Origin of the sequence: Streptomyces sp. Tu 3180 (genome assembly GCF_009852415.1) — a bacterium.
GTDB lineage: Bacteria > Actinomycetota > Actinomycetes > Streptomycetales > Streptomycetaceae > Streptomyces.
This window is the reverse complement of the sequence record NZ_WOXS01000002.1, coordinates 4,432,466-4,456,700: the sequence shown is the minus strand read 5'-3', so window position 1 is coordinate 4,456,700 and position 24,235 is coordinate 4,432,466. Positions and strand designations below refer to the sequence as shown.

Below are 24,235 nucleotides of genomic sequence, written 5' to 3'. Positions count from 1 at the left end.
GGTAGGCCGACCGGGTGGTCGCGGTCGTCCCCGCCGAGACGGGTTCCCGGGCGTCCGTCTCAGGTACTACGCGGGCCCCGCCGGGTCGCCTCCCGGTCCCCGGGGGGGGGACGGATCCCGGTCCCCGGGGGGAGGGATCAGTACCCGGAGGGACGGACCAGTCCCGACTCGTACGCGAACACCGCCGCCTGGGTGCGGTCGCGCAGGCCCAGCTTCACCAGGATCCGGCCGACGTGCGTCTTCACGGTCTGCTCGGCCACCACCAGCCGCGCCGCGATCTCCGCGTTGGACAGGCCCCGCGCGATCAGCGCGAGCACCTCCGTCTCGCGCTCGGTGAGACTGCCCACGCGTTCCTTCAGCGGGGTGCGGGGCGACGGGTCCAGCCGGGAGAACTCGGCGATCAGCCGCCGGGTGATCCCGGGCGCGAGCAGCGCGTCCCCGGCGGCCACCACCCGGACCGCCTCGGCGAGCTGATCGGCCGACGCGTCCTTCAGCAGGAAGCCGGAGGCCCCGGCGCGCAGCGCCTCGTACACGTACTCGTCGAGGTCGAAGGTGGTCAGCACCAGCACCCGGACGTGCGGGGTGGCGGCGGTGATGCGGCGGGTGGCCTCGATGCCGTCCAGTTCGGGCATGCGGATGTCCATCAGGACGACGTCCGGGGCGAGTCCGGCGACCTGCGCGACCGCGTCGAGTCCGTCCACCGCCTGGCCGACCACCTCGATGCCGGGCTGCATGTCGAGCAGCACGGTGAAGCCCTGCCGGACCATCTGCTGGTCGTCGGCGATCAGTACGCGGATCATGCGGTGGCGTCCTCGTCGTCCTGGTGGTGCGGGGCGGGGTGGGGGACGGGACCGGCGGCGGTCCCGGTGCGGGAGCCGACCGGGAGGCGGGCGCAGACCCGGTAGCCGCCGCCGGCCCAGGGGCCGGCGGTGAGGCCGCCGCCGAGCATCGCGGCCCGTTCCCGCATGCCGAGCAGCCCGTGCCCGGCGCCGTGGGAGGGAGGTGCCTCGCGTTCGGGCCGGGTGTTGGCCACCTCCACCCGCAGCTCGTGCGGGTGGTAGGCGAGGGTGACGTGGGCGGTGGCGCCGGGGGCGTGGCGCAGCACGTTGCTCAGCGCCTCCTGCACGATCCGGTACGCCGACAGCTCCACGCCGGGCGGCAGGGGACGCCGTTCGCCGGTGATCTCGGTGGTCACGGTCAGTCCGGCGGCCCGGGTGTTCTCCACCAGTGCCCGGAGCCGGTCCAGGGTGGGCTGGGGCGTGTGCGGGGCGGTGCCGGAACCGCCCCCGTGCCCGTCGGCGACGGCGTCGGGGTGCTCGGAGCGCAGGACGTCCAGCACGCGGCGCAGTTCGGTCAGCGCCTCGACGGCGTTCTGGCGGATGCCGGCCAGGTTCTCCTTGAGTTCGTCCGTCGGGTCCCGCACCAGGTGCGGGGCGACCTGGGCCTGGATGGAGATCACCGACATGTGGTGGGCGACCACGTCGTGCAGCTCCCGCGCGATGCGGCTGCGTTCCTCCAGCAGCGTGCGCCGGGCCCGCTCCTCGGCGGTGAGCGTGGTCTGCCGGCCGAGTTCGGCGCGGGCCTCGCGACGGCCGCGCAGGGCACTGCCGAGGACGACGACGGCGGCGAACAGGACGACGGCGGTCTGGCCGGTGGACGAGTGGTTCCACGTGCCCCACAGGCCCTGGAGGACATAGGTGAGCAGGGCCGTCACGGCCAGCGCCCCGGCGGAGACGCGGGTGGGCACGCGCAGGGCGAGCAGCAGCAGCACGAACAGGTGGGCCGCGATCCCCCAGGTGGTCCAGGGCCACGGGAAACCGTCGATCTGGCCGGCCGTCAGCATGCGGCGCAGCAGGACGGCGCCCGCCAGCGTGGCGGCGACCGACGACCACAGCGCCAGAACCGGGCGCCGCAGCGCGAGGACGACCGCACCGCTCTGTCCGGCAGCGACCATCGCGGAGTGGCCGTGGCCGAGCTTCCCGTCCCCCTGGAGCTGGTCCAGGTCGCCGAGGAGGATGCCGAACGCGGCCAGGCACACGATCCCGTGCGGCACCCAGCGCAGCCACTCGGACGGGGGCAGCGGGTCCGCGCGGGCCGTCAACAAGTCGTCCCGCAGCACCCGCGGCCACCGCCGGACGAGTCCCTCCCCCTGGTCCGCCACGCGGTTCAGCCTAGACATGCCGTACGCCCTCCGTCGTCCCCCGGTCCGCCGGCCGGTGCGCCCGCACCACCCGGGACCGCCGTCCGCGCCGTCCGCCGCCCCGCTCCCGGGACCGGAAGGCCGCCCGGCACACCGCGAGGGCGAGGGCGAGCACCGGCAGCCAGGCCAGCCGGGCGGCGACCCAGCCGAGGTCGTCGGGGAGGGTGTGCAGGCCGGGGAGGCGGCCGGCGGGCAGACCGGTGGCGGTGGTCGCCATGAGGGCCGTCTGGTGCCAGAGGAAGACCGTCATCGCGGAGAGGTTGACCAGCGCCACCGCCGCCCACGCGACCGGCCGGCGCATCGCGCCCCGCAGCCGCTCCCGCAGCAGCAGCGCGAGCCCGCACTGGGCGAGGCCGAAGGTGACGGCGGCCAGCGTCGGCGGGTTGAGGTTGGAGACGTCGGCCCCCGGGACGCCGACCATCGACGCCGGGTAGCCGGCCCAGGCGACGAGCGCGGCCGTGGCGGCCGTACCGGAGACCAGGAGGATCCAGCCCGACCTGCGGCGTTCCAGCTCGCCGCGCGTCCAGGCCGCGCCCAGGGCGTACGGCACCAGCCAGCCGGCCGCCAGGTTCAGCCAGCCGAGCCGGTCGGGGGCGCCGAGACCGAAGCGGAGCAGGTCGACGTGGAGGACGACGGCGAGCGGCCACAGCGGGTGGAGCCGGGTGAGGAGCGGGGTCGCGGCGGTGAGGGCGGCGAAGACCAGCAGGAACCACAGCGGCGACAGGGCCAGCTTCACCAGCGTGCGGACGGTGGCGTACTCGGTGCCGGAGAGCAGCAGCGCGGCCGTGACGGCCGTCCACAGGGTGAGGACGGCGACGACCGGCCCGAACAGCCGGGCGAGCCGGCCGTGCAGCCAGCGGTGGTACGGGATGCCGCGGGCGCGGGACGAGGCGTACCCGCGGGTCGCCACATGGCCGCCGACCAGGAAGAACACGGCGAGGGTCTGGAACACCCAGGACACGGGTGCCAGCCACGGCATGTGCTGGAGCGGGCTGGCCGTGCGCAGGGTGCGGCCGTCCGCGACGAGGGCGGTGACCAGCCAGTGGCCGAGGACGACCCCGAGGACGGCGCCGGCGCGCAGGGCGTCCACGGCGCGGTCGCGGTGGTCCGGGGTGGCCGCGTCGACGCGGGCGGCGGCGCCGCGCACCGCGGCTCCGAGGCGGTTCACGAGGTCACCGCCCGGGTCTCGCCGAGGACGATCCGGGTGAGGTTGGCCAGGGAGGCGGAGCCGGGGGCGAAGTAGTCGCTGTGGCCGCCGTCGCCGGCCGCGAAGACCCGGGCGCCGAAGGCCGGGGAGACGGGGTCGGTGCCGAAGCCGACGGTGGTGCCGAGGATGCCGGCGCTGAGGTGCGGGACGTGCTCCACCCAGTCGTCGGCGCCCCGGGCGGCCCAGATCCGGGCCCGGGTGCGCAGGGCGGCGGCGGTGCCGGCGCCGGTGCCGGGGCTGCCGAGGAGGACGATGTCGTCGACGTCGAGACCGCCGGCGGCCCGGGCGCACACGACGGAGCCGTAGGAGTGGCAGAGCAGGGAGACGTAGACCCCCTCCCCCGCGACGGCGCGCACGTCGCGGACGGCGTCCCGCAGCCCGGGGGCGGCTTCCTCCGCCCGGTCGGTGGTGGCGACGGCGGTGCTGACGGTGCCGGGGGTCTCGTAGCCGAGCCAGGCCACGACCGCGGCACGCGTACCGAGCCGTTCGTGCAGCGCGAGGGCGGCGGCGCGGAACCGGCCGTAGGTGTCGAGTCCGGTGTCGGAGCCGGGGACCAGGACGGCGACGCGGTCGGCGCGGGCGAGGTCGCCGAGGACCTCGGTGACCCGGCCGGGGCCGCGGCCGTCGAAGGCCAGCAGGTGCCGGGAGGGGTCGGCCAGCGCGCGGTCGGCCGCCGCCCGCCGCCGGTCCCCGTGGGCGGCGGCCGTCCGGGCCGCCTCCCCGGCGTTGGCCCGGTGCGCCGCGTAGACCGCGTCGAGGGTGGCCGCGGTCGGCGGGGCGAGCACAGCCGGTGCCGGGGCGGGGGTGCGCGGCCGGGCCGCCCCGGCCACGGGCACGGCCACGGCCGAGGCGACGAGCACGGCGAGCACGGTGCGCCACCACCGGCTCACCGGTCGTCGGCCCGCCCGCCGCCGGTCCGCCCGCCGCGGGCCCGCCCGCCGTCCCGCGGGGCGTTCCGCCACCGCCGTCGGCGGGGCGCCGGCCACCGGAGCGGTCCGGTGCCCGTCCCCTCCACCCGTCGTCCGACGCCGTTCCGCCGGACCGGCCTCACCGGTGGACGCCGGAACGCCGGCCGCGCCCCCGTCGCGCCCCGCCGTCCCCGTCCCCGTCCCCGTCCCGAGTCGCAGTCCCATGGCCGTCCCGCCTCCCCCTCCGCCCGGTCACCGGGCTTTCCGGAAAGGGAAGTTACGGAGCGTCGTGGGTAGCCCGCGTCCCGCCGGGGGACTCATCTGCGGGGTAGCTCTCAGGTACTACGGGCTGACCGGGGCGGCCCCGGGGAGGCGCGAGGAGGCCCGAGGAGACTCAGGGGGCCCGGAAAGGGGCGTCACCAGGCGAGTTGGGCGATCTCCTCCGCCACCACCGCGCAGGCGTCCGCCGCCGGGTCGATCAGCGGGAAGTGGCCGACGTCCTCCAGCAGCGTCAGCCCCACCACCTCGCCGGCCTTCGCCGCCGCGTCCGCGTACGCCTCGGCCACCGGCAGCGGGACGTCGACGTCGGTGCGGCCCTGGACGAGGGTGGTGGCGATACCGGTGGGCAGCAGCAGGGCGGGGTCGGCGTACGGCCGGCGCTCGGCGAACCCGTCGTCACCGCCCAGCAGCTGGCGGGCCGCGCCACCGCACACGTCCAGCTTGTCGGCGACCGCGAGGTCGGCGATCGGGGCGAGGGCGACCACGCCCCGCAGGGGCGCGGGACGGTCCGTGCGCCAGGGGGCGTCGGCGGGCAGGAGGTGCCGGGCGGCGGCCCACAGCGCCAGGTGGCCGCCGGCGGAGTGGCCGGTGACCACCGTGCGGCGCGGGTCGGCCTGCGGAAGGTGGAGCCGGACCAGCTCGGGCAGGGCGTCCAGCGCGGCGGCGACGTCGTCGAAGGTGTCGGGCCAGCGCCCCGCGACCGGGCCGCCGCCCGCCTCCCCCGTGCCGCGCCGGTACTCGACGCTGGCCACGGCGAAGCCCCGGCGGGCCAGGAACGCGGCGAACGGGCTGATGTGGCGCCGGTCGTAGGGGGCGCGCCAGGAGCCGCCGTGCAGGACGACGACCACGGGCGCGGGTCCGCCGGGACCGCCCGTGCCGCGCGGGACGTAGAAGTCGATCAGCTGGTCCGGGTCGTCGCCGTAGGCCGCGGTCGCGTCGGGGTCGACCGGCGGGTGGGAGAAGGCCGACTCCTCCTCGGCGGCGGCCCGGGCGGCTGCGACGTCGTCCGTCATGCTCCAACCTCTCAGCGATGAAACGTACTTGGCGGACCAGAGAAGAATTCGGCCGTTGGCCGGGACGGTATCAGGACGATGATCGGCGTGGACATGGGGACATCACGCTCGGTGAACACCCCCGCCGGCGTCCCGGCCCGTGCCGCGTTGAACGCGGCGCGGGCCGGGACGCACGTCACCGGTCCGGCGACGGGACCTCAGTCCCCGGGTCGCGCCAGGACCTCCGCCAGCACCCGTGCCGCACGCTCCACGTCCGCGAATCCGACGTACAGCGGGGTGAAGCCGAAGCGGAGCACATCCGGGTGGCGGAAGTCGCCGACCACCCCGCGCTCGATCAGCCGTCCCATCACGTCCCCGGCGTCCGGGCAGCGCAGGGCGACCTGGCTGCCCCGCTCCGCGTGCGCGCGGGGGGTCAGGCACTCGACCCGGCCCTCGGGGACGTACTCCTCGACGCACTCCAGGAAGAAGTCCGTCAGCGCGAGGGACTTGGAGCGCACCGCGTCGATCGTCACGCCGTCCCAGACCTCCAGCGCCGCCTCCAGGGCGAGCATGGAGAGGATGTCCGGGGTGCCGACCCGCCCGCGCACCGCGCCCGCCGCCGGCTCGTAGTCCGGGCGCATGCCGAAGGGCTCGACGTGGGAGTTCCAGCCGGGCAGCGGGGAGTCGAAGCGGCCCTGGAGGTCCGCGCGCACGTAGAGGAACGCCGGTGAACCGGGGCCGCCGTTCAGGTACTTGTAGGTGCAGCCGACCGCCAGGTCCACGCCGTGCGCGTCCAGCCCGACCGGCAGCGCGCCCACGCTGTGGCACAGGTCCCAGACGACGTACGCCCCCGCCGCGTGCACGGCCGCCGTGAGCGACGGCAGGTCGTGCAGCCGGCCGGTGCGGTAGTCGACGTGGTTGAGCAGCACCGCCGCCGTACGGTCGCCGAGCGCGCCCGTGACCTCGGACGGGGGGACCGGGCGCAGGGTGCAGCCGGTCATCCGGGCCGCCGAGGCGGCGATGTAGCCGTCGGTGGGGAACGTGGTCGCGTCGACCACGATCTCGTCCCGCCCGGAGTCGGTCAGCCGGGCCAGCCGCACCGCCCCCACCAGTGCCTTGAAGACGTTGACGCTGGTCGAGTCGCCGACCACGACCTGCCCGGCCGCCGCGCCGGCCAGCCGGGCGATCCGGTCGCCGATCCGCTCCGGCGCCGTCCACCAGCCGCCCTCGGTCCAGGACCGGATGCGCAGCTCGCCCCACTGCCGGCGGACCACGTCCTCGACCCGGCCGGGGACGGCGGCGGGCAGGGCGCCCAGCGAGTTGCCGTCCAGGTACACCGCGCCGTCGGGGTCGTCGAGCACGAACTCCGCCCGCTTGGCGGCCAGTTCGTCGTCCCGGTCCAGCTTCTGCGCCTTCGCCGCCTGCTCAGACATGGGACCTCGCCGTCCACAGCTCGGGGAACACGCTCTTCTGCGCCCGCTTCTCCAGCCAGGCCACCCCGGCGGAGCCGCCCGTGCCGGCCTTGGCGCCCATCGCGCGGCGGGTGGCGACCAGGTGGTCGTTGCGCCAGCGCCAGACCAGCTCGGCGACATCGGTCAGCGCCTCGCCCAGACGGGCGACCTCGTCCCGCCCGTCACCCGAGTAGACGGCCGTCCAGACCGCCTCCACCTCCGGCGACGGCTCGTACCGCCGCGACACGTCGCGCCGCAGGACGTCCTCCGGGACGGCGTGACCGCGCCGCGCGAGGAACCGCAGCACCTCGTCGTACAGGCTCGGCTCGTGCAGCGCCTTCTCCAGCTCGGCGTACACCCGCGGTGTGCCCCGGTGCGGGACCAGCATGGACGCGGACTTGTCGCCGAGCAGGAACTCCAGGCGCCGGTACATCGCCGACTGGAAGCCGGATCCCTCGCCGAGGGCGCCGCGGTAGGCGTTGAACTGCGCGGGGGTGAGCTGGCCGAGCGGCTTCCAGGAGGCGTTCAGCGCCTCCAGTTCCCGCACGGAGCGCTTCAGCGCGTCGATCGCGGTCGGCACGTCGTCCTCCCGCAGCGCCTTCGCCGCGGTCTCCCACTCGTGGACGATGACGGTGAACCACAGCTCCATCACCTGGGTGGTGACCAGGAAGACCATCTCTCCGGGATCGTCGGAGAGGGTGTGCTGGAGGTGGGTGAGGACGTCGGCCCTGACGTAGTCCTCGTAAGGGGTCGTGCCCTCGAAGTCGAGATGCGGGGTCTCCGGCTCGTGAGCCTCGTGGGACATCGCTGTCTCCTGATATGTACTCCGGGTAGCGGTCCGCCCCTGCCGTTACCGGCACGGGGGCCCCGGTCCCCACGGTGCATCCTGCGCAATCGTCCCGACCGCCGCAAGGCCCGCCTGGTCACAGGCGGGCCCCGGCACCCCTCGCGGCTCAGCCCAGGACCTGGGCCGCCGTCGGCGAGGAGTCCTTCAGGAACTGGGTGCAGCGCTCGTACTCCTCCTGCTCGCCGATCGCCTGCGCGGCGCGGGCGAGGGCGTGCAGGGCGCGCAGGAAGCCGCGGTTGGGCTCGTGCTCCCAGGGCACCGGGCCGTGGCCCTTCCAGCCGTTGCGGCGCAGCGCGTCCAGTCCGCGGTGGTAGCCCGTACGGGCGTACGCGTACGACTCCACCACGCTGCCGCGCTCGAACGCCTCGTCGGCCAGCCGGGCCCAGGCCAGCGAGGAGGTCGGGTACCGGGCCGCCGCGTCGGCGGGCGAGGCGCCCGAGGCGAGCAGCTCGCGCGGCCCGGGGTCGTCGGGGAGGTGGGTCGGGGGCGGGCCCCCGAGGAGGTTCTCGTGAATGGACATGGGTCCAGTCTCCTCCATCAGGGCCGCCCCTCGCCGGGCGGCCGCGGCACCCCGCTCCCGCGCTCCAGCGGGGGCACCGCCACGCTGCCGTGCGTGCGGCACTCGGGGCGGCGGCAGTCCGGTGCCGGGCGGCGCACGGCCGCGAAGGCGAGGGCCGCGCCCGCCACCAGCACCCCGGCGCACAGGACCATCGCCCGGCGGAACGCGTCGTCGAAGGCGTCCGGCAGCCGGTACGCCTCCGGGCCCATCCCGGCGAGCAGCGGCAGCGCGGCCACCGCCACCAGGCCGGCGGCACGGGCGGCGGCGTTGTTGACGCCGCTGGCCAGACCCGCCCGCGCGGTGTCGACGGAGGCGAGGACGGTCGCGGTCAGCGGGGCCACCAGGGTGACCATGCCGAGGCCGAGCACCAGCAGCGCGGGCAGCACGTCGGCGGCGTAGGAGGCGCCGGGCCCGACCCGCAGCATCAGCAGCATCCCGGCGGCGCACAGCAGCGGTCCGGCGGTGAGCGGGATGCGCGGGCCGATGCGGTCGCCGAGTTCGCCCGACCGGGCGGAGAGCAGCAGCATCAGGGCGGTCGTGGGCAGCAGGGCCGTGCCGGCGGCGAGGGCGGACCAGCCGACGACGACCTGGAGCTGGAGCGCGGCGAGGAAGAAGAAGCCGCCGAAGGCCGCGTACACGCACAGGGTGACCAGGTTGACCGCCGTGAACTGGCGGGAGGCGAAGACGTCCGGCGGCATCATCGGGTCCGGGCGGCTGCGCTCGACATGCACGAAGGCGACGGCGGCGGCGAGACCGGCCGCCCCGGTGACGGCGGCGACGAGGGCGTCCTCCCCGGCCCCGGTCAGCGCGTACGTCACCAGGGCGAGGGCGAGCGCGCCGAGCGCGGCGCCGAGGACGTCGAAGCGGCCGTGCGCGCCCCCGCCGGCGGACTCGGGCACGTGCCGCACGGCGACCGGGGCGCACAGCAGGGCGAGGGGCACGTTGAGCAGGAACACCCAGCGCCAGCCCGGCCCGTCCACCAGCCAGCCGCCGAGGAAGGGCCCGACCGCCGCGCCGATGCCGCCGAAGCCGGACCACAGGCCCACCGCGCGGCCCCGGTCGTCGGGGTGGAAGGAGGCCTGGATGAGGGCGAGCGAGCCGGGGGTGAGCAGCGCGCCGCCGACGCCCTGGAGCGCGCGGGCGGCGATCAGCACGCCGGCGTCCGGGGCGAGCCCGCACAGCAGGGAGGCCGCGGCGAACCACAGCACCCCGACGACGAACACCCTCCGCCGCCCGAACCGGTCCCCCAGCGCCCCGCCCAGCAGGATCAGCCCGGCCAGCGTGACCATGTACGCGTTGACGGTCCACTGCAGGGCCGCGAGGCCGGCGTCGAGATCGCGCCCGATGCGCGGAAGGGCCACGTTGACGACCGTCGAGTCCAGCAGGACCATGCCGGAGCCGAGCACCGTGGTGAGCAGGATCCACTTGCCCTGCGGTGAGGCCAGCCGGACGTCGGGCATGGGGGGAGCATACGGAAACGCGGGGAGCCCGGCACCGCGACGGGTGCCGGGCTCCTCGTCGCCCGCGGACGGCCCGCGCCGCCCGCGAGCGCCTTACTTGATCCGGGTGCCCGTGGAGCGCAGGTGGCGGCAGGCCTCGACGACGCGGGCGGACATCGACGCCTCGGCCAGCTTGCCCCAGGTGCGCGGGTCGTAGGTCTTCTTGTTGCCGACCTCGCCGTCGACCTTCAGGACGCCGTCGTAGTTCCTGAACATGTGGTCGGCGACCGGGCGGGTGAAGGCGTACTGGGTGTCGGTGTCGATGTTCATCTTCACGACGCCGTTCTCCAGCGCGGTGAGGATCTCCTCCTCGGTGGAGCCGGAGCCGCCGTGGAAGACGAAGTCGAACGGCTGGGAGCCGGCCGGCTTGCCGTACTTGGCGGCGACGCCCTCGTTGAGCTCCTTCAGCAGCTCGGGACGCAGGACGACGTTGCCCGGCTTGTACACGCCGTGCACGTTGCCGAAGGACGCGGCCAGCAGGTAGCGGCCCTTGTCGCCGAGGCCGAGGGCCTCGGCGGTGCGGACCGCGTCGTCGACCGTGGTGTACAGGGAGTCGTTGATCTCGTGCGAGACGCCGTCCTCCTCGCCGCCGGTCGGGGTGATCTCGACCTCGAGGATGATCTTCGCGGCGCGGGCCCGCTCGAGGAGCTCCTGGGCGATGGCCAGGTTGTCGGCCAGGGTCTCCGCGGAGCCGTCCCACATGTGGGACTGGAACAGCGGGTTGCGGCCGGCCTTGACGCGCTCCTCGGAGACCGCGAGCAGCGGACGGACGTAGCCGTCGAGCTTGTCCTTCGGGCAGTGGTCCGTGTGCAGGGCGATGTTGACGTCGTACTTCTCGGCGACGATGTGCGCGAACTCGGCCAGGGCGACCGCGCCCGTCACCATGTCCTTGTTGTGCTGGCCGCCCAGGAACTCGGCACCGCCCGTCGAGATCTGGACGATGCCGTCGCTCTCCGCCTCGGCGAAGCCGCGCAGTGCCGCGTGCAGGGTCTGGGACGAGGTGACGTTGATGGCCGGGTAGGCGAACTTCTCCGCCTTCGCCCGGTCCAGCATCTCGTTGTAGACCTCGGGAGTTGCGATGGGCATCTGTCCGCTCCTTAGCGTTGCGGGTTGGCGTGCTGCGTGCTGTCGGCCCTGACCTGGAACCTTGGAAGCGACGTCATTGTCGGCCTTATCTTCCCAGACTTGTCCGGCTGGTCGACTGCGCAGGTCAAGTCGTTATGTCGGGTGTTGCCGGGCCGGTGCGCGCGGGAGCGTCAGTCGAGACCGAGCTCGTCCTTGGAGTACGCGAACAGGTACGGCACCCCGGCGCCCTCCCGGATCTTCTCGGCGGCACCGGTGGCCCGGTCGACGATGGTCGCGACGGCCACGACCTCGGCGCCCGCCTCGCGCACGGCCTCGACGGCGGTGAGCGGGGAGCCGCCGGTGGTGGAGGTGTCCTCGACGACCAGCACCCGGCGGCCCTCGATGGCCGGGCCCTCGACGCGCCGCTGGAGCCCGTGCGCCTTGGCGGCCTTGCGGACCACGAAGGCGTCGAGCCTGCGGCCGCGCGCGGCGGCGGCGTGCAGCATGGCGGCGGCCACCGGGTCGGCGCCCATGGTCAGGCCGCCGACCGCGTCGAAGTCCAGCTCCTCGGTCAGGTCCAGCAGCACCTGGCCGACCAGCGGGGCGGCCTCGCCGTCGAGGGTGATGCGGCGCAGGTCGACGTAGTAGTCGGCCTCCAGACCGGAGGAGAGGGTCACCTTGCCGTGCACCACGGCCTTGTCCTTGATCTGCTGCAGCAGCGCGCCGCGTACGTCACTCATGGCAGCCAGCTTAGAGGCGGGTCCAGGTCCAGGTCGTCGAGGCCTCCAGCGGTTCCAGCGGGGTGACCAGGCGCGGGTGGGTGTTCAGGCCGTCGGGCGGGCCGGTCTGCGGCTCCACGCACACGGCCTCGCGCTGCTCGTCGTAGACCACGACCCACTCCTCGCGGCTGGTCACCCTCAGCTCCAGCTGCCCCGGCCAGGTGAGGGTGACGTCGACGCCGCCGGGCATGCCGAAGCAGTCGTCCCAGGGGCCCGGCTTCGGGCCGGTCCGGTGGCCGGTGGGCAGGTGGTCCTCGCCGCGCTCCTCCTGCCAGGCGGGCGCGAAGTCCAGGCGCACGTCCGCGCCGCCGAGGGTGCGGTTGAACCACGGGTGCCAGCCGATCTGGGCCGGGAAGGACGACTCGTAGGTCTCCACGCTCATGGTCAGCGTCAGGGAGTCCGCGGTGAGCGCGATCTGCTGGGTGACCCGTCCCGAGTAGGGCCACGGCTCCGTGAGGTCGTACGTGAGCACGGCCTCGTCGGCGCTCGTGCGGGCGGTGCGCCAGGCGGCGTCGCGGGCGGTGCCGTGGATGGCGTGCGGCGGCGCGTTGAGCGGCATGCGGTGCACGGTGGCGCCGTCCCGGAACCGGCCTTCGCGGATCCGTCCGCACCAGGGCACCATCGGGAAGCAGCCGTAGCGCTCCCCCTGCCGCAGCAGTTCGACGCCCCCGAGCCGCAGCCCCCCGACCCGGCCGCCGTTGCCCGGCAGGACGGTCGCCTCCGCGTCGCCCGCGGTCAGCGTGATGTCTTCGTTACTCACATGACGACCCTACTGGGGTGATCAAGGGGGCCCGGGTGCGCCGGCCGGACGGCCCGCGCCGCCGGGTGCGCCCGCGTCGCCCGGTCACCGGGTGCGCCCGGTCGCTCAGTGCCTCCTGCGCAGTGCCCTGACCACGACGACGGCCGAGGCCACCGCGAACGCCGCCGCCGGGGCCGCCCAGCGCAGGGGGCTGCGGGGCGAGACGGTCTGGGGGGCCGGGACGGGGGCGTACCGGCCGCGCGGCGGGGCGTGGTCCACCTCCTCGGCGCTGCGGCCGATCATCGTCCGCCGGGCGTGGGCCGCCTCGGCGACGGAGTCGCCCTCCTCCCCGGCGGCGGGGCCGGGGGCGGGCGGGGGGACCTCCGTGCCGAAGACGGAGGGGAGGTCCGGGGCGGGCTCCTCGGCGGGCTCGGCGGGTTCCGCCGGCCGGGGCGCGGGGGGCGGGGCGTCGTCCGCGTCCGGGGTGGTCTCGAAGTCGTCGGTGGCCCGTGGTTCGAAGTCCCCCGCCGCCAGGAGCTCCGGCGACTCCGGGCCGGGGGCCGCGCCGGCCGGTTCCGGGGCCGCGCCGTCGGGTGCGTCCGTCCCCCGATCCGCCGCCACCGTGCCCAGGTTCCCCGCGAAACGGTCCCACAGGCGGGAGACCGCCGAGGCCACCGCGTCCGCCGGGAGGTCCGTGATCCGGCCGTCGGCCGTCGCCGTGCCGTCGACGGTGAGGACGGTGCCGCCCTCCGCCTCCCGCAGGCGCAGCCGCAGCGCCAGCTTCACCGAGCCGGTGCCGCGGGTCTCCGCCGCGTCGCCCTCGACGGCGTAGGAACCGTCGTCCCGCCCGGACACCCGCAGGGCGCCCCGGTAGGTGACGGAGTGGCCGCCGACGCGGATCTTCAGCCGGCCGGCGACGGGGTCGGGGGCACCGGCGTCGTGCTGGAGCCCGGGCACCGCCCGGGCGACCCTCGCGGGGTCGTCCAGCACCTCCCTGAGCCGCTCCACCTCGACCGGAACGAACACCTCGTGCTCCATGGTTGCGGAGCCTACCCAGGCGGCGCCGGGCTGTACCCCCGTCGGCGCGAAGTCGCGGCGCGTCGGTGCCCGGGGCGGCAGGGGCTCAGCGGGCGTACCGGGGGTGCACCAGCGTGGACGGCGGCAGGCCGGGCACGCGGGTGCGCGCGGCGGCCCGGGCGTCCGCCGCGAGGGAGGCGTCGGTGAGCGTGCGCGGACGCGGCCCGGACGGGTCGAGGCGCAGTTCGGGGTCCGTGCGGGCGGCCAGGACGAAGCCCCAGTCGCGGTGGGCGCGGCCGGTGTCCGCGGGGATGCGGCCGGGACCGGCGGCGGCGTCGGCGAGCCGGCCGCGCGTGCGGTACGGGGCGGTGCGGAAACCGGCCGCGCGCACGGTCGTCTCCACCGTCCAGAAGTCGTGGGGGCGGGACGCCACCGGGCCGCCGTGCACCACGAGCCGCCCGCCGGGTTTCAGGACGCGCCGGGCCAGGCCGTAGAACTCCTGCGAGTACAGCTTGGTGCTGGTGGTGACCCCGGGGTGCGGCAGGTCCGAGACGACCACGTCGTACGCCGCCGGGGGCGCCCCGCGCAGCCAGTCGAAGGCGTCCTCGGCGCTCACGCGCACGCGGGGGTCGTCGAGGGCGTGCCCGTTCAGCGCGGACAGCGCCGGGTCGCGTCGGGCCAGCCGCACCACGCCCGCGTCGACCCCGACGACGTCGACCCGGTGCGCGCCGGGATGGCGCAGCACCTCGCGGGCGGCCAGCCCGTCGCCGCCGCCGAGGACGAGCACGCGGGCGTGCGGCCCGGCCATCGCGGGGTGCACCAGGGCCTCGTGGTACCGCGGCGCGTCCCGGCCGCTGATCCGCAGCCGCCCGTCGAGGTACAGGTCCAGCGGCCGGCCGTCCCGGCCGCCGGTGAGCACCACCTCCTGGACGCCGGTCTGCAGCGCCACCCGCACGTCCGGGCCGTACAGGGCGTGCCGGGCGGCGTGTTCGAAGTCGTCGACGAGGACGGCGGCCGAGGCGAGGACGGTGAGCACGCAGGTGTTGGTGACCACCAGCAGCAGACGGGCGCGGCGGGTGAGGTCCTGCCGGAAGAGGCCGAGCACCAGCGCGCCGCCGACGGCGGCGTTGACGGCGCCGGTGATCAGCGCGCCGGTCAGCTGGCCGAGGAACGGCAGGAGGAGGAAGGGGAAGGCGAGGCCGCCGACGAGCGCGCCGACGTAGTCCGCGGCGAACAGGTCGGCCACCGCACCGCCCGCGTCCTGCCGGCGGATCCGCTGGATCAGCTCCATCAGCAGCGGGACCTCGGCGCCGATCAGCAGTCCGGTGGCGAGGGAGAAGGCGACCAGCAGGACGCGCGGGCCGCTCGCCCAGGCGCCGCCCCAGTCGCCGGTCCAGGCGAAGACGGCGTACAGGGCCATCGCGCTGCACCCGCCGACGAGGGCGAGCACGGCCTCGACGGCGCCGAACCCGGCCGCCGCGTGCCGGCACAGCCGTTTCGCGGCCAGGGATCCGACGCCCATCGCGAAGACCATCACGGACAGCACGACGGACGCCTGGGTGACCGAGTCGCCCATCAGGTACGTCGCCAGCGCGACCAGTTCGAGCTCGTACACGAGTCCGCAGGCCGCGCAGACGAACACGCCCGCGAGGACCAGGAACCGCCCGGTGCCCTGCCGCACGGGCAGCCGCACGGGGCCGCCGCCGGGGCCGCACGGCCCGTCCCCGGACTGCGCGGATCCGGGCGGGGCGGGGGCCTGCGGTTCGATCACCCTGCGACGTTACGTCACGCCTCCGGTGCGCATCGTCACCCACACGTGTGGTGTTTGTTTACGCTCGCCCCATGCCGGTACGGGCGACGGATCCGCCGGGACACGCGACCGCGGGCTCCGCGCACCGGTCCCTCACCGCTCCGCTCCCCCGCGCGTCCCCACCTTCGTCCGGGTCGCCACCAGCTGACCGTCCTGCGGGTAGGCGTGCCAGGTCCGCCAGTGGACCTGGCCCTCGTGGTGCTGGGCGAGCATCGCGGTGAACGCGTGCGGACTGCCGGGGAAGACCCCGGCGAGGCCCTGCGGATGGTCGGAGACCAGCGCGAGCAACTCCTGCGCACGGCCCGCGAAGGAGCCCGGGGAGAGGATCTCCACCCGGGCGGCGAACTCGTACTCCCAGTCGTTCACCCGCTTGGCCACGCCCAGCGGAAGGGGCGTGCTGCTGCCCGGAATGCACGCCACCGTCTCCGAGCACAGGCCGCGCTCCTCCTCCAGCAGCACCTGGTGGGACGCGCCGAGGAGCCTCAACTGGAGCTTCGCGCCGGTCAGTTCGAGGTCGAGGGTGGCCAGCGCGGGAAGCGGCTCGCGCCCCAGGGCCCAGGCGAGGTCGGCCGCACGGGTGTCGGTGTAGGCGGTGTTCAGGGTCGTGAGCATGGATCGGCTCCGCAAGCGCACAAGGAGAGGGAGATGTGGGTCCGTACGCCCCGGCCGCACCGGGGGGTGCGGCCCGTCAGCCCGGTCCGCCGGAGGAAGGATCCGCAGGGATTCCGAGGGCTGCGTCGGTGTTTGAGAGGGAATCATGAACGGTGGCGCCGCCACAGCGTTTTTACCCAACTTCGTGGGCTTTCCATCCCGTAGGGGACTCCCCAGCTCAACTGTTCAATCCGGCGTGCGCCCCGTGGTGACGGCGGGCGCCCGTCCGCCGCACCGGCCCTCCCGCCCGCCCGGGACCGGACCGCCGCCCGTCACCCGTCCCCCCGTTGCCCGCCGCGGGTCGCTCCCGCCCCCGCCCGCCGGCCGCCGCCCTCCGCCCGCCGCCCGCCGCCCGCCGCCGCCCGGCAACGCAGCGGGGCCCGCCCCAGGTGCGGACCCCGCTGCCGCGGACGCGTCGTCCCCGCAGTGCGGGCGAGCTGCCCCGTGTCAGCTGCCTCCGCCGCATCCGCCGCCCCCGCAGGACGACCCGCCTCCGCAGGACGAGCCACCTCCGCAGGACGAGCCGCCGGAGCCGCTGTCGGACGACGAGCCGCAGGACGCGGTGACGGCTCCGCCGCCCGCCCACCAGCTGCTGTCGCTGCCGCCGCCGCTGCCGCCGCTGTCACCGCCGTCGCGACGGCTCCTGGACGATCCGGCGCGGCCGCCGGCCGTCCGGGTGCGGACCGCCGCCCGGCTCGCGGCCCTGCGGGCCGCGGTCACGACCAGCGCGACGAACAGTGCGAAGACCAGAGTCACGACGATGCCGACGACCATGGCGTCGCCCTCCCTTCCATCCCCCGTGATCCCCCGAAGCAGCCCCCCGTGGGTGCCTCGCTCACGTGCGTGACCGGGAGATGCCCACCGCCCGCGCGGCCCAAAGCAGAGTTGAGGAAGTCCAGAGCTTCGGCGCAGGATGGCCGTCATGACCTCCAGCCCGCGCCCCCTGCTGAACCGCCGGCTCGCCGAGTTCGGGACGACGATCTTCGCCGAGATGTCCGCCCTGGCCCTGCGGACGGGCTCCATCAACCTGGGCCAGGGGTTCCCCGACACCGACGGCCCCGAGGAGGTCAGGGAGGCGGCCGTGCGGGCCCTGCGCGACGGCCGCGGCAACCAGTACCCGCCGGGCCCGGGCGTCCCCGAGCTGCGCACCGCCGTCGCCGCGCACCAGTGGCGCCGCTACGGCCTGTCCCTCGACCCCGACACCGAGGTCCTGGTCACCGCCGGCGCCACCGAGGCGATCGCCGCCGCCCTGCTCGCCCTGGTGGAGCCCGGCGACGAGGTGGTCGCCCTCGAGCCGTACTACGACTCCTACGCCGCCTGCATCGCCATGGCGGGCGGCCGGCGCGTCCCCGTCACCCTGCGCCCGCGGGAGGGCCGCTTCCGGCTCGACCTGGACGAACTGCGCGACGCCGTCACCGACCGCACCCGCCTGCTGCTGGTCAACACCCCGCACAACCCGACCGGCACCGTCCTGACCCGCGAGGAGCTGGCGGCGATCGCCGCGCTGGCCGTGGAGCGCGACCTGCTGGTGGTCACCGACGAGGTGTACGAGCACCTGGTCTTCGACGGGGCCGAGCACGTGCCGCTGGCGACCTTCCCGGGGATGCGCGAGCGGACCGTGACCATCTCGAGCGCGGGGAAGACCTTCTCCTTCACCGGCTGGAAGGTCGGCTGGGTGACGGCCGCGCCGGAGCTGGTGACGGCGGTCCGCTCGGCCAAGCAGTTCCTGACGTACGTCTCCGCGGGCCCGTTCCAGTACGCGGTCGCCGAGGCCCTCGCGCTGCCCGAGGCGTACTTCACCGGCCTGCGGGACGACCTGCGGGCCAAGCGGGACGTCCTGGCGGCGGGCCTGGAGGAGGCGGGCCTCACCGTCTACCGGCCCTCCGGCACGTACTTCGTCACCGCCGACATCCGGCCCCTGGGCGAGAGCGACGGCGTCGCCTTCTGCCGCGCCCTGCCCGAGCGCGCGGGGGTCGTCGCCATCCCCACGGCGGTCTTCTACGACCACCGGGAGGCGGGCGCCCCCTTCGTGCGGTTCGCGTTCTGCAAGCAGCGGCCGGTCCTGGAGGAGGCGGCACGGCGCCTGAAGGGCCTGGGGGCCCGCTGAGCGCGGGTGGCGGTGCTTCTCACGGGCAGGGGGAGCGCCCGCGTCGCGGGGGGCTCCGCGGAAGGAACCCGTCGGGCGACGACGGGTTGTGGGCGGGTCCGGTCTCCCGTGCCGGTGATGTCCGACCACCCGCCGGAGGAAGAACGCGAGGCGGTGGACCTCGTCCCGATGCGGTGAACGGTCCAGCCGCACGCCTTCAGGCCTTCCGCGACGCGACGTCCGAGATTGCGGTCGAGGAAGAACTCGGGCGGCAAGGCGCACCACGGCCCGGCACAGCTCATCGACCTGCTCGGGCGTCATGTCGAAGTCGTAGGCGATGTCCTCGACGTTCTCCCCGGTCTGCCGGAGGTCCGTGATGGCCTTGACCGCGACACGGTTGGCGGCCACGACGGGCCTCCCGTGACCGCACCTCGGATCGATCACGACGGGGACGGGTTCCGGGTACTGGCTGAGCCGCAGGCTGGAGGGGGAAGTCGTCGCCGGGCTCCCGGTCCAGGTGGCGGAGGTGGTCGGAGACCACCTCGCGGATGGGGGCCTGACCGTCCCGGGCCCTGCGGAGGTCCCCCAGCCCGTGCTCGACGAAGATGTCCACGCCGTCCGTCGCGATCCGCTTCGAGACGAGGCCGTAGGGGGTGTCGAAGGCGTCCCGTACGGCGGCGGCCGCTTCCCTGATCTCGCTCATCCGCAGCCCCGGGTGCGCAGGGAACGGAGGACGTGCGCCTAGGCCACCGCGATGAACGGCACCGGGGGCTGCCCCTTGCGCAACGGCTCCCCCTGGTGGACCAGCGGCGCCCCGGCGGCCCTGCTCCTCAGCCACGAGATGAGCGTCGACTGCGGAATCTGGAGGTGAGGGGCTGTTTCCGCAGGAGTCAGAAGTCCGTCCCTGAACCGGTCGGCCATGCTCCGCCTCCTGCATCCGGGTCCGCTGCCGGATTTCGCACCGTCGCACATCGAGCCTCCCGTCCGGTGACCGGTCGCACACCCGCCCGTCGGCTCAGCAGGCCGCACGGACAAGACCCCCGGCGAGACGGCCCCGGCAGTCCCGACAGGGCCCGGGTTCCGGTGCGCGGAAGGCGCGCTCGCAACCGTCACAGGTCTGGAAGGGCGGTACGGCCGGGTGGCCGGAACCCGGCGGGAACGGGGTCGGGGGCGGTGCGGGCAGGGGCGTCTCCCGGAGGCGGAAGGCGAGGATGCCCGCCGGACGGGTCAGGAGGCGTTCGGGAAGTCGGGTCGTGATCTCCGTGATGATCCGGGAGGGGGCGACACCGGCCGCCAGCCACGCGGTGACGGCCGGTGCCAGACGCACGGCCTCCCGCTCGGACAGGACGAGACGCGGATCGACGCGGCGGAGGGAGGCCAGGACGGTGACCGCCTGCGGGTCCGCGTCGGAGAGTGACGCCGGCTCCTGCGGCCGGTCCGCGGCGGGAGCGGGCGCCGCTTCCGTGACGGCCGCCGGAGAGGACGTGGCGCGCTCGGCCGCGGGCGGCTTCCGGGGCGGGGACGGCTTCGGCGGTCCAGGGGCCCGTCCGGGCCCGGGTGGAGGGTGCCGCCGGGGACGTCGTGGAAGTACGTCCGGGTGCGGATCCGCCCCGAGGGCAGGCGCTCGCGGCGGCGCTCCAGGTACCCGGCGGCCTCCAGCTCCCTGAGCGCCCGCGAGATCAGGATCTCGCCCTCGGTGAAGTGCGCGCACAGGGCGGCGATGGTCACGGGGGTGCCGGTGGGCAGCGGGAGGATGTAGACCGCGACGCCGACCGCGACCGCGCTGCCGCGCCGCTGGGCGAGGGCGTTGGAGATCACGGTGAAGTCGGCGGTGAGCCGGGTGCGGACGTGGATCACCCCGGAGGTCGGAGCTCCGGCGTCGGCGCGCAGGCGCGCGTTAGACTGCGGGTCAGCCATCGGGAAGGTGCTTCTTCCTGATCGGTCAGGCCCTCGTTCGGGATTGCCGTCCCGGCCGGGGGCCGTATCTGTTTGCGGTTGTCGCGGCGAACGTAACCGTCCGTGTCCCGCCCCCGCAAGCCGGTCACCCGGACGGGTGACGCGGTCGGGGAGGGTGGGTGGGCGGGTGGTTCTTTCTCCCGGTCCTTCGGGGGGTCAGTGGCTGACCGGCCCGTCGCGGACAGGGGCCCGGTCGGCCCGGAAGACGGCCGGTGACCGGGCCCCGGCCGACTCGGGAACGGCGGTGCCCGGTCCTCGGCTCGCCCGTGGAGGAGGCCCGGGAGGCGGTTTCGAAGCACAGCACCGGGCCGTGCGGGGCCTCGCTGTCACGCACGGGGACGACGCCTCGGCAGGAATCCGCCGGTCGGTGGCGTAGCCGTCGCGCACCGCGACCCCGTACACCGACCGGTCCACGAAGCCACCGAGGACGACGTCCCGGTCACGTGGTGCCGCTGCGGGAGCCGACCGGCCGAAGGCTGCGATGACGCAGGTGCCGCGCCCGCCGCTGCGGGGCGGGCGACGTCATGGGAGAGCCCGGCCCCCGCAGCCGACCGCGGTGCGGCCGGTGTCCGGGCCGGGCTCCTCCCGCGAGCGGCGCGTACCCGCCGGTACCCGTCGCGTCGCCGCGTTCGGCGGTGGCCGCCGGGGGACGGCTACTCCTCGTCGTCCTCGGGCTTGTCCGCCTCGTTGATCTCCTTCTCCAGGCCGAGCTGCTCGACGAGCCACTTGTCGAACTCGATGGCGGCCCGCACCCAGCTGACCGTCGACGAGACGAAGTGCTCCAGGCTGACGCCCATGCCGATCAGCATCTGGGCCTCACCGATGAGACGGACGGTGCCGTCGTCATGGGTGTGGGTGTAGACCTTGGGCCACAGGGTGCGCCGGTTCCAGTCGTCGACGGACTCGAGCAGCTGCGGCTTCTCGTCGATCTGGTGCGGCCGGTCGTAGAACGTCCGCACGGAGAAGATCTGCTGGTCACCCTCCCCACGGAACATGAAGTAGGTGCGGAACTGCTCCCACGGCGCCGCGAGGTCACCCTCGTCGTCGACGACGTACTTGAGCTCCATCTGGTCGAGGAGCTGCTTCACGAGGTCCTGATCCGGGACGACGGGGCCCGCCGGTCCTTGGGGCTGCGGCTCGGGCTGGCCCCCGAAGTTCGGAATCGAGGACGGGTCGATGCTCACCGTGATTTTCCCTTCGTACGGATCCCGCCATCCTCCCCCATGCGGGGAGGGGGGTGGCAAGCCCCGACGGGCCTGTCAGCCCTGGGCTGACTCGATCCGGTCAATCTGCGGGTACCCGTCGGAGGGCGGGCCCACCGTCCTCGCGGGACGGCGGGCCCGGGACCCGGATCCGGTGACTCAGAGCGACTTCGCGGCCGCCGGTCCCACCAGCAGGTCCTCGCCGAAGCGGTCCACGCGGACCGTGTCGCCGTCCTTGATCTCGCCGGAGAGGATCTCCTTGGCGAGCCGGTCGCCGATGGCCGTCTGGACCAGGCGGCGCAGCGGGCGGGCGCCGTAGGCCGGGTCCAGGCCCTCCTCCGCCAGCCAGGCCAGGGCCTCGTCGGTGATCTCCAGGGTGAGCCGGCGCTCGGCGAGCCGCTTGGCGAGGCGGTCGATCTGGAGCTTCGCGATGCGCTCCAGCTCGGGCTTGGTCAGCGCGGAGAAGACCACCAGGTCGTCGAGGCGGTTGAGGAACTCCGGCTTGAAGGAGGACCGCACCACCTCCAGCACCTGCTCCTTCTTCTCCGCCTCGGTGGTCAACGGGTCGACCAGGTACTGGCTGCCCAGGTTGGAGGTGAGGATCAGGATGGTGTTGCGGAAGTCGACCGTGCGGCCCTGGCCGTCGGTGAGCCGGCCGTCGTCCAGCACCTGGAGCAGGATGTCGAAGACCTCGGGGTGGGCCTTCTCCACCTCGTCCAGGAGCACCACGCTGTACGGCCGCCGCCGCACCGCCTCGGTGAGCTGGCCGCCCTCCTCGTAGCCGACGTAGCCGGGGGGCGCGCCGACCAGGCGGGCGACCGAGTGCTTCTCGCCGTACTCGCTCATGTCGATGCGGACCATGGCCCGCTCGTCGTCGAAGAGGAAGTCGGCGAGCGCCTTGGCGAGTTCGGTCTTGCCGACGCCGGTCGGGCCGAGGAAGAGGAAGGAGCCGGTCGGGCGGTCCGGGTCGGCGATGCCGGCCCGCGAGCGCCGTACCGCGTCGGAGACGGCCCGCACGGCCTCGGTCTGGCCGATCAGCCGCTTGCCGAGCTCGTCCTCCATGCGCAGCAGCTTCTGCGTCTCGCCCTCCAGCAGGCGGCCGGCGGGGATGCCGGTCCAGGAGGCGACGACGTCCGCGATGTCGTCGGCGCCGACCTCCTCCTTGACCATGGTGTCCCGGGCGACCTCCTCCTCGGCCTCGGAGGCGGCCTCCAGGTCGCGCTCCAGGGCCGGGATCTCGCCGTAGAGGAGCTTGGAGGCGGTGTCGAAGTCGCCGTCACGCTGGGCGCGTTCGGCCTGGCCGCGCAGGCCGTCGAGCTTCTCCTTGAGCTCACCGACGCGGTTGAGGGACTGCTTCTCCTTCTCCCAGCGGGCGTTCAGGCCGCGCAGTTCCTCCTCCTTGTCGGCGAGGTCGCGGCGCAGCTTGTCCAGGCGCTCGCGCGAGGCGGCGTCGGTCTCCTTGTCGAGGGCCAGCTCCTCCATCCTCAACCGGTCGACGGCGCGCTGGAGTTCGTCGATCTCGACGGGCGAGGAGTCGATCTCCATGCGGAGCCGGGAGGCCGCCTCGTCGACCAGGTCGATGGCCTTGTCGGGCAGGAAGCGGGAGGTGATGTAGCGGTCGGAGAGGGTGGCCGCCGCCACCAGCGCGCTGTCGGCGATCTGGACCTTGTGGTGGGCCTCGTAGCGGCCCTTGAGCCCGCGCAGGATGGCGATGGAGTCCTCGACGGTCGGCTCGGCGACCAGCACCTGCTGGAAGCGCCGCTCCAGCGCCGGGTCCTTCTCGATCCGCTCGCGGTACTCGTCGAGGGTGGTGGCGCCGACCATGCGCAGCTCGCCGCGGGCGAGCATCGGCTTCAGCATGTTGCCGGCGTCCATCGCCGAGTCGCCGCCGGCGCCCGCGCCGACGACCGTGTGCAGCTCGTCGATGAAGGTGATGACCTGCCCGTCGGAGGCCTTGATCTCGGCGAGGACGGTCTTCAGCCGCTCCTCGAACTCGCCGCGGTACTTGGCCCCGGCGACCATCGCGCCCAGGTCGAGCGCGACGAGCCGCTTGTCCTTCAGCGACTCGGGCACGTCGCCCTTGACGATCCGCTGGGCGAGCCCCTCGACGACGGCGGTCTTGCCGACGCCGGGCTCGCCGATGAGGACGGGGTTGTTCTTGGTGCGGCGGCTCAGCACCTGCACGACCCGCCGGATCTCCTGGTCCCGTCCGATGACGGGGTCGAGCCCGCCCTCGCGGGCGGCGGCGGTGAGGTCGGTGCCGAACTTCTCCAGGGCCTTGTACTGGCCCTCGGGGTCGGCGGTGGTCACCCGGCGTGCTCCTCTCGCCTTCTGGAAGGCGTCCTGCAGCTTCTTCGCGGTGGCGCCCTGCCGGGACAGTACCTCGCCGGCCGCTCCGCCCTTGGCGGCGATGCCGATGAGGAGGTGCTCGGTGGAGAGGTACTCGTCGCCCAGGTCGCGGGCGCGGGACTGGGCGTCCGCGACGACCGCGAGCAGCTCGCGGTTGGGCTGGGGCGGCGCGACGGTGGACCCGGTCACGCTCGGCAGTCCGCCGAGGACGCGCTCGGCTCCGGAGCGCACGGCCGCCTGGTCGGCGTCGACCGCGGCGAGCAGGTCCGTGATGTTCTCGTTGTCCTGGCCCTGGAGCAGGGCCAGCAGCAGGTGCGCGGGGGTGAGGTCGGGGTGCCCGTCGGTCACGGCCCGGTTGCCGGCGGCGGCCAGCGCGTCCCGGCTCCGGTTGGTCAGCTCGGCGTCCACGTTCGCGTTCTCCTCCTTGCGGCGACCCTTCAGCGCCTTTCGTGGCTGACTCTGTCAGCGTACACAAACTTGAGTCTATTCCACTCAAGGCGAAGGCAGGAGGAAGGGAGCGGCCGAGTTCCGCGGAACGGTCGCCGCACACCCGGCGGAGGGCCATTACCGGCCATCACGCGATCGGGCCGATACCCGGACATGTGCGGGAAAACTGCAGCGGCGTCACCGTGTTCAGGT

At 74.7% G+C, this 24,235-nt stretch carries 19 protein-coding genes and 2 pseudogenes; 1 reads left to right on the top strand and 20 read right to left on the bottom strand.

Annotation, left to right across the window (positions count from 1 at the left end):
• Window positions 1-137: 137 nt before the first annotated feature.
• From GL259_RS20955 to GL259_RS20880, 16 genes are all read right to left on the bottom strand, one after another.
• On the bottom strand, window positions 138-800 hold the full coding sequence (locus tag GL259_RS20955) for a response regulator transcription factor (RefSeq protein WP_159534907.1): 663 nt from the start codon (window positions 798-800) through the stop codon (window positions 138-140).
• A complete protein-coding gene (locus GL259_RS20950) occupies window positions 797-2,179 on the bottom strand; it encodes a sensor histidine kinase (RefSeq protein WP_159534906.1) in 1,383 nt (460 codons plus the stop codon). Before GL259_RS20950 ends, GL259_RS20955 begins: the two co-directional genes overlap by 4 nt.
• The gene (locus tag GL259_RS20945) at window positions 2,172-3,368 is read right to left on the bottom strand and encodes an acyltransferase (protein ID WP_159534905.1); all 1,197 of its coding nucleotides are present in this window, start codon (window positions 3,366-3,368) and stop codon (window positions 2,172-2,174) included. The genes GL259_RS20950 and GL259_RS20945 overlap by 8 nt, the downstream gene beginning before the upstream one ends.
• Window positions 3,365-4,297, bottom strand: a complete 933-nt coding sequence (locus tag GL259_RS20940) for an alpha/beta hydrolase (protein WP_243762346.1) — start codon at window positions 4,295-4,297, stop codon at window positions 3,365-3,367. The genes GL259_RS20945 and GL259_RS20940 overlap by 4 nt, the downstream gene beginning before the upstream one ends.
• Before the next feature lie 434 nt (window positions 4,298-4,731).
• The gene (locus GL259_RS20935; protein ID WP_159534903.1) at window positions 4,732-5,607 is read right to left on the bottom strand and encodes an alpha/beta fold hydrolase; all 876 of its coding nucleotides are present in this window, start codon (window positions 5,605-5,607) and stop codon (window positions 4,732-4,734) included.
• 197 nt (window positions 5,608-5,804) lie between these two features.
• Entirely contained in the window at window positions 5,805-7,019 is a 1,215-nt protein-coding gene (gene kynU, locus GL259_RS20930; protein ID WP_159534902.1) for a kynureninase, read from the bottom strand.
• Window positions 7,012-7,842, bottom strand: coding sequence for a tryptophan 2,3-dioxygenase family protein (locus GL259_RS20925; protein ID WP_159534901.1), 831 nt, complete (start codon window positions 7,840-7,842; stop codon window positions 7,012-7,014). The genes kynU and GL259_RS20925 overlap by 8 nt, the downstream gene beginning before the upstream one ends.
• Window positions 7,843-7,990: 148 nt before the next feature.
• On the bottom strand, window positions 7,991-8,404 hold the full coding sequence (locus tag GL259_RS20920; RefSeq protein WP_159534900.1) for a DUF3151 domain-containing protein: 414 nt from the start codon (window positions 8,402-8,404) through the stop codon (window positions 7,991-7,993).
• Between the two features lie 17 nt (window positions 8,405-8,421).
• Window positions 8,422-9,903, bottom strand: a complete 1,482-nt coding sequence (locus tag GL259_RS20915; protein WP_159534899.1) for an MFS transporter — start codon at window positions 9,901-9,903, stop codon at window positions 8,422-8,424.
• Window positions 9,904-9,996: 93 nt separating this feature from the next.
• Window positions 9,997-11,028 carry a class II fructose-bisphosphate aldolase gene (gene fbaA, locus GL259_RS20910; RefSeq protein ID WP_159534898.1) on the bottom strand — a complete coding sequence of 344 codons (1,032 nt, stop codon included), beginning with the start codon at window positions 11,026-11,028 and terminating at the stop codon, window positions 9,997-9,999.
• A 170-nt stretch (window positions 11,029-11,198) separates the two neighbouring features.
• On the bottom strand, window positions 11,199-11,747 hold the full coding sequence (gene pyrE, locus GL259_RS20905; protein ID WP_159534897.1) for an orotate phosphoribosyltransferase: 549 nt from the start codon (window positions 11,745-11,747) through the stop codon (window positions 11,199-11,201).
• 10 nt (window positions 11,748-11,757) lie between these two features.
• The gene (locus tag GL259_RS20900) at window positions 11,758-12,546 is read right to left on the bottom strand and encodes an aldose 1-epimerase (RefSeq protein ID WP_159534896.1); all 789 of its coding nucleotides are present in this window, start codon (window positions 12,544-12,546) and stop codon (window positions 11,758-11,760) included.
• Between the two features lie 105 nt (window positions 12,547-12,651).
• Window positions 12,652-13,563 (bottom strand): SRPBCC domain-containing protein, encoded by a 912-nt coding sequence (locus GL259_RS20895; protein WP_159534895.1) that lies wholly within the window; start codon window positions 13,561-13,563, stop codon window positions 12,652-12,654.
• A gap of 85 nt (window positions 13,564-13,648) precedes the next feature.
• Window positions 13,649-15,313: a polyamine aminopropyltransferase gene (locus GL259_RS20890; RefSeq protein ID WP_159534894.1), complete on the bottom strand. Its 1,665-nt coding sequence runs from the start codon at window positions 15,311-15,313 to the stop codon at window positions 13,649-13,651.
• 132 nt (window positions 15,314-15,445) lie between these two features.
• Complete coding sequence (locus GL259_RS20885) at window positions 15,446-15,964, bottom strand: DUF2617 family protein (RefSeq protein WP_166461537.1); 519 nt, start codon at window positions 15,962-15,964, stop codon at window positions 15,446-15,448.
• A 486-nt stretch (window positions 15,965-16,450) separates the two neighbouring features.
• On the bottom strand, window positions 16,451-16,777 hold the full coding sequence (locus tag GL259_RS20880; protein ID WP_159534892.1) for a hypothetical protein: 327 nt from the start codon (window positions 16,775-16,777) through the stop codon (window positions 16,451-16,453).
• A 139-nt stretch (window positions 16,778-16,916) separates the two neighbouring features.
• On the opposite strand from GL259_RS20880, the gene GL259_RS20875 reads away from it, so the two are divergent.
• Entirely contained in the window at window positions 16,917-18,110 is a 1,194-nt protein-coding gene (locus GL259_RS20875; RefSeq protein WP_159534891.1) for a pyridoxal phosphate-dependent aminotransferase, read from the top strand.
• A 288-nt stretch (window positions 18,111-18,398) separates the two neighbouring features.
• Here the strand turns inward: GL259_RS20875 and GL259_RS39350 are convergent.
• The 4 genes and pseudogenes from GL259_RS39350 to clpB form a co-directional block, all read right to left on the bottom strand.
• A pseudogene (locus tag GL259_RS39350) lies at window positions 18,399-18,533 on the bottom strand (DUF433 domain-containing protein); the annotation flags it as partial.
• A 571-nt stretch (window positions 18,534-19,104) separates the two neighbouring features.
• Window positions 19,105-20,006: pseudogene (locus tag GL259_RS20860) on the bottom strand (hypothetical protein).
• A gap of 692 nt (window positions 20,007-20,698) precedes the next feature.
• Window positions 20,699-21,229, bottom strand: a complete 531-nt coding sequence (locus GL259_RS20850; RefSeq protein WP_159534890.1) for a YbjN domain-containing protein — start codon at window positions 21,227-21,229, stop codon at window positions 20,699-20,701.
• Window positions 21,230-21,406: 177 nt separating this feature from the next.
• Window positions 21,407-24,004: an ATP-dependent chaperone ClpB gene (gene clpB, locus GL259_RS20845; RefSeq protein WP_159534889.1), complete on the bottom strand. Its 2,598-nt coding sequence runs from the start codon at window positions 24,002-24,004 to the stop codon at window positions 21,407-21,409.
• Window positions 24,005-24,235: the final 231 nt, after the last annotated feature.

What these genes read in the sequence shown, in the direction of transcription:
- GL259_RS20955 (WP_159534907.1), bottom strand. Translation starts at nt 800, where the DNA reads ATGATCCGCGTACTGATCGCCGACGACCAGCAGATGGTCCGGCAGGGC.
- GL259_RS20950 (WP_159534906.1), bottom strand. Translation starts at nt 2,179, where the DNA reads ATGTCTAGGCTGAACCGCGTGGCGGACCAGGGGGAGGGACTCGTCCGG.
- GL259_RS20935 (WP_159534903.1), bottom strand. Translation starts at nt 5,607, where the DNA reads ATGACGGACGACGTCGCAGCCGCCCGGGCCGCCGCCGAGGAGGAGTCG.
- kynU (WP_159534902.1), bottom strand. Translation starts at nt 7,019, where the DNA reads ATGTCTGAGCAGGCGGCGAAGGCGCAGAAGCTGGACCGGGACGACGAA.
- GL259_RS20925 (WP_159534901.1), bottom strand. Translation starts at nt 7,842, where the DNA reads ATGTCCCACGAGGCTCACGAGCCGGAGACCCCGCATCTCGACTTCGAG.
- GL259_RS20920 (WP_159534900.1), bottom strand. Translation starts at nt 8,404, where the DNA reads ATGTCCATTCACGAGAACCTCCTCGGGGGCCCGCCCCCGACCCACCTC.
- GL259_RS20915 (WP_159534899.1), bottom strand. Translation starts at nt 9,903, where the DNA reads ATGCCCGACGTCCGGCTGGCCTCACCGCAGGGCAAGTGGATCCTGCTC.
- fbaA (WP_159534898.1), bottom strand. Translation starts at nt 11,028, where the DNA reads ATGCCCATCGCAACTCCCGAGGTCTACAACGAGATGCTGGACCGGGCG.
- pyrE (WP_159534897.1), bottom strand. Translation starts at nt 11,747, where the DNA reads ATGAGTGACGTACGCGGCGCGCTGCTGCAGCAGATCAAGGACAAGGCC.
- GL259_RS20895 (WP_159534895.1), bottom strand. Translation starts at nt 13,563, where the DNA reads ATGGAGCACGAGGTGTTCGTTCCGGTCGAGGTGGAGCGGCTCAGGGAG.
- GL259_RS20885 (WP_166461537.1), bottom strand. Translation starts at nt 15,964, where the DNA reads ATGCTCACGACCCTGAACACCGCCTACACCGACACCCGTGCGGCCGAC.
- GL259_RS20880 (WP_159534892.1), bottom strand. Translation starts at nt 16,777, where the DNA reads ATGGTCGTCGGCATCGTCGTGACTCTGGTCTTCGCACTGTTCGTCGCG.
- GL259_RS20875 (WP_159534891.1), top strand. Translation starts at nt 16,917, where the DNA reads ATGGCCGTCATGACCTCCAGCCCGCGCCCCCTGCTGAACCGCCGGCTC.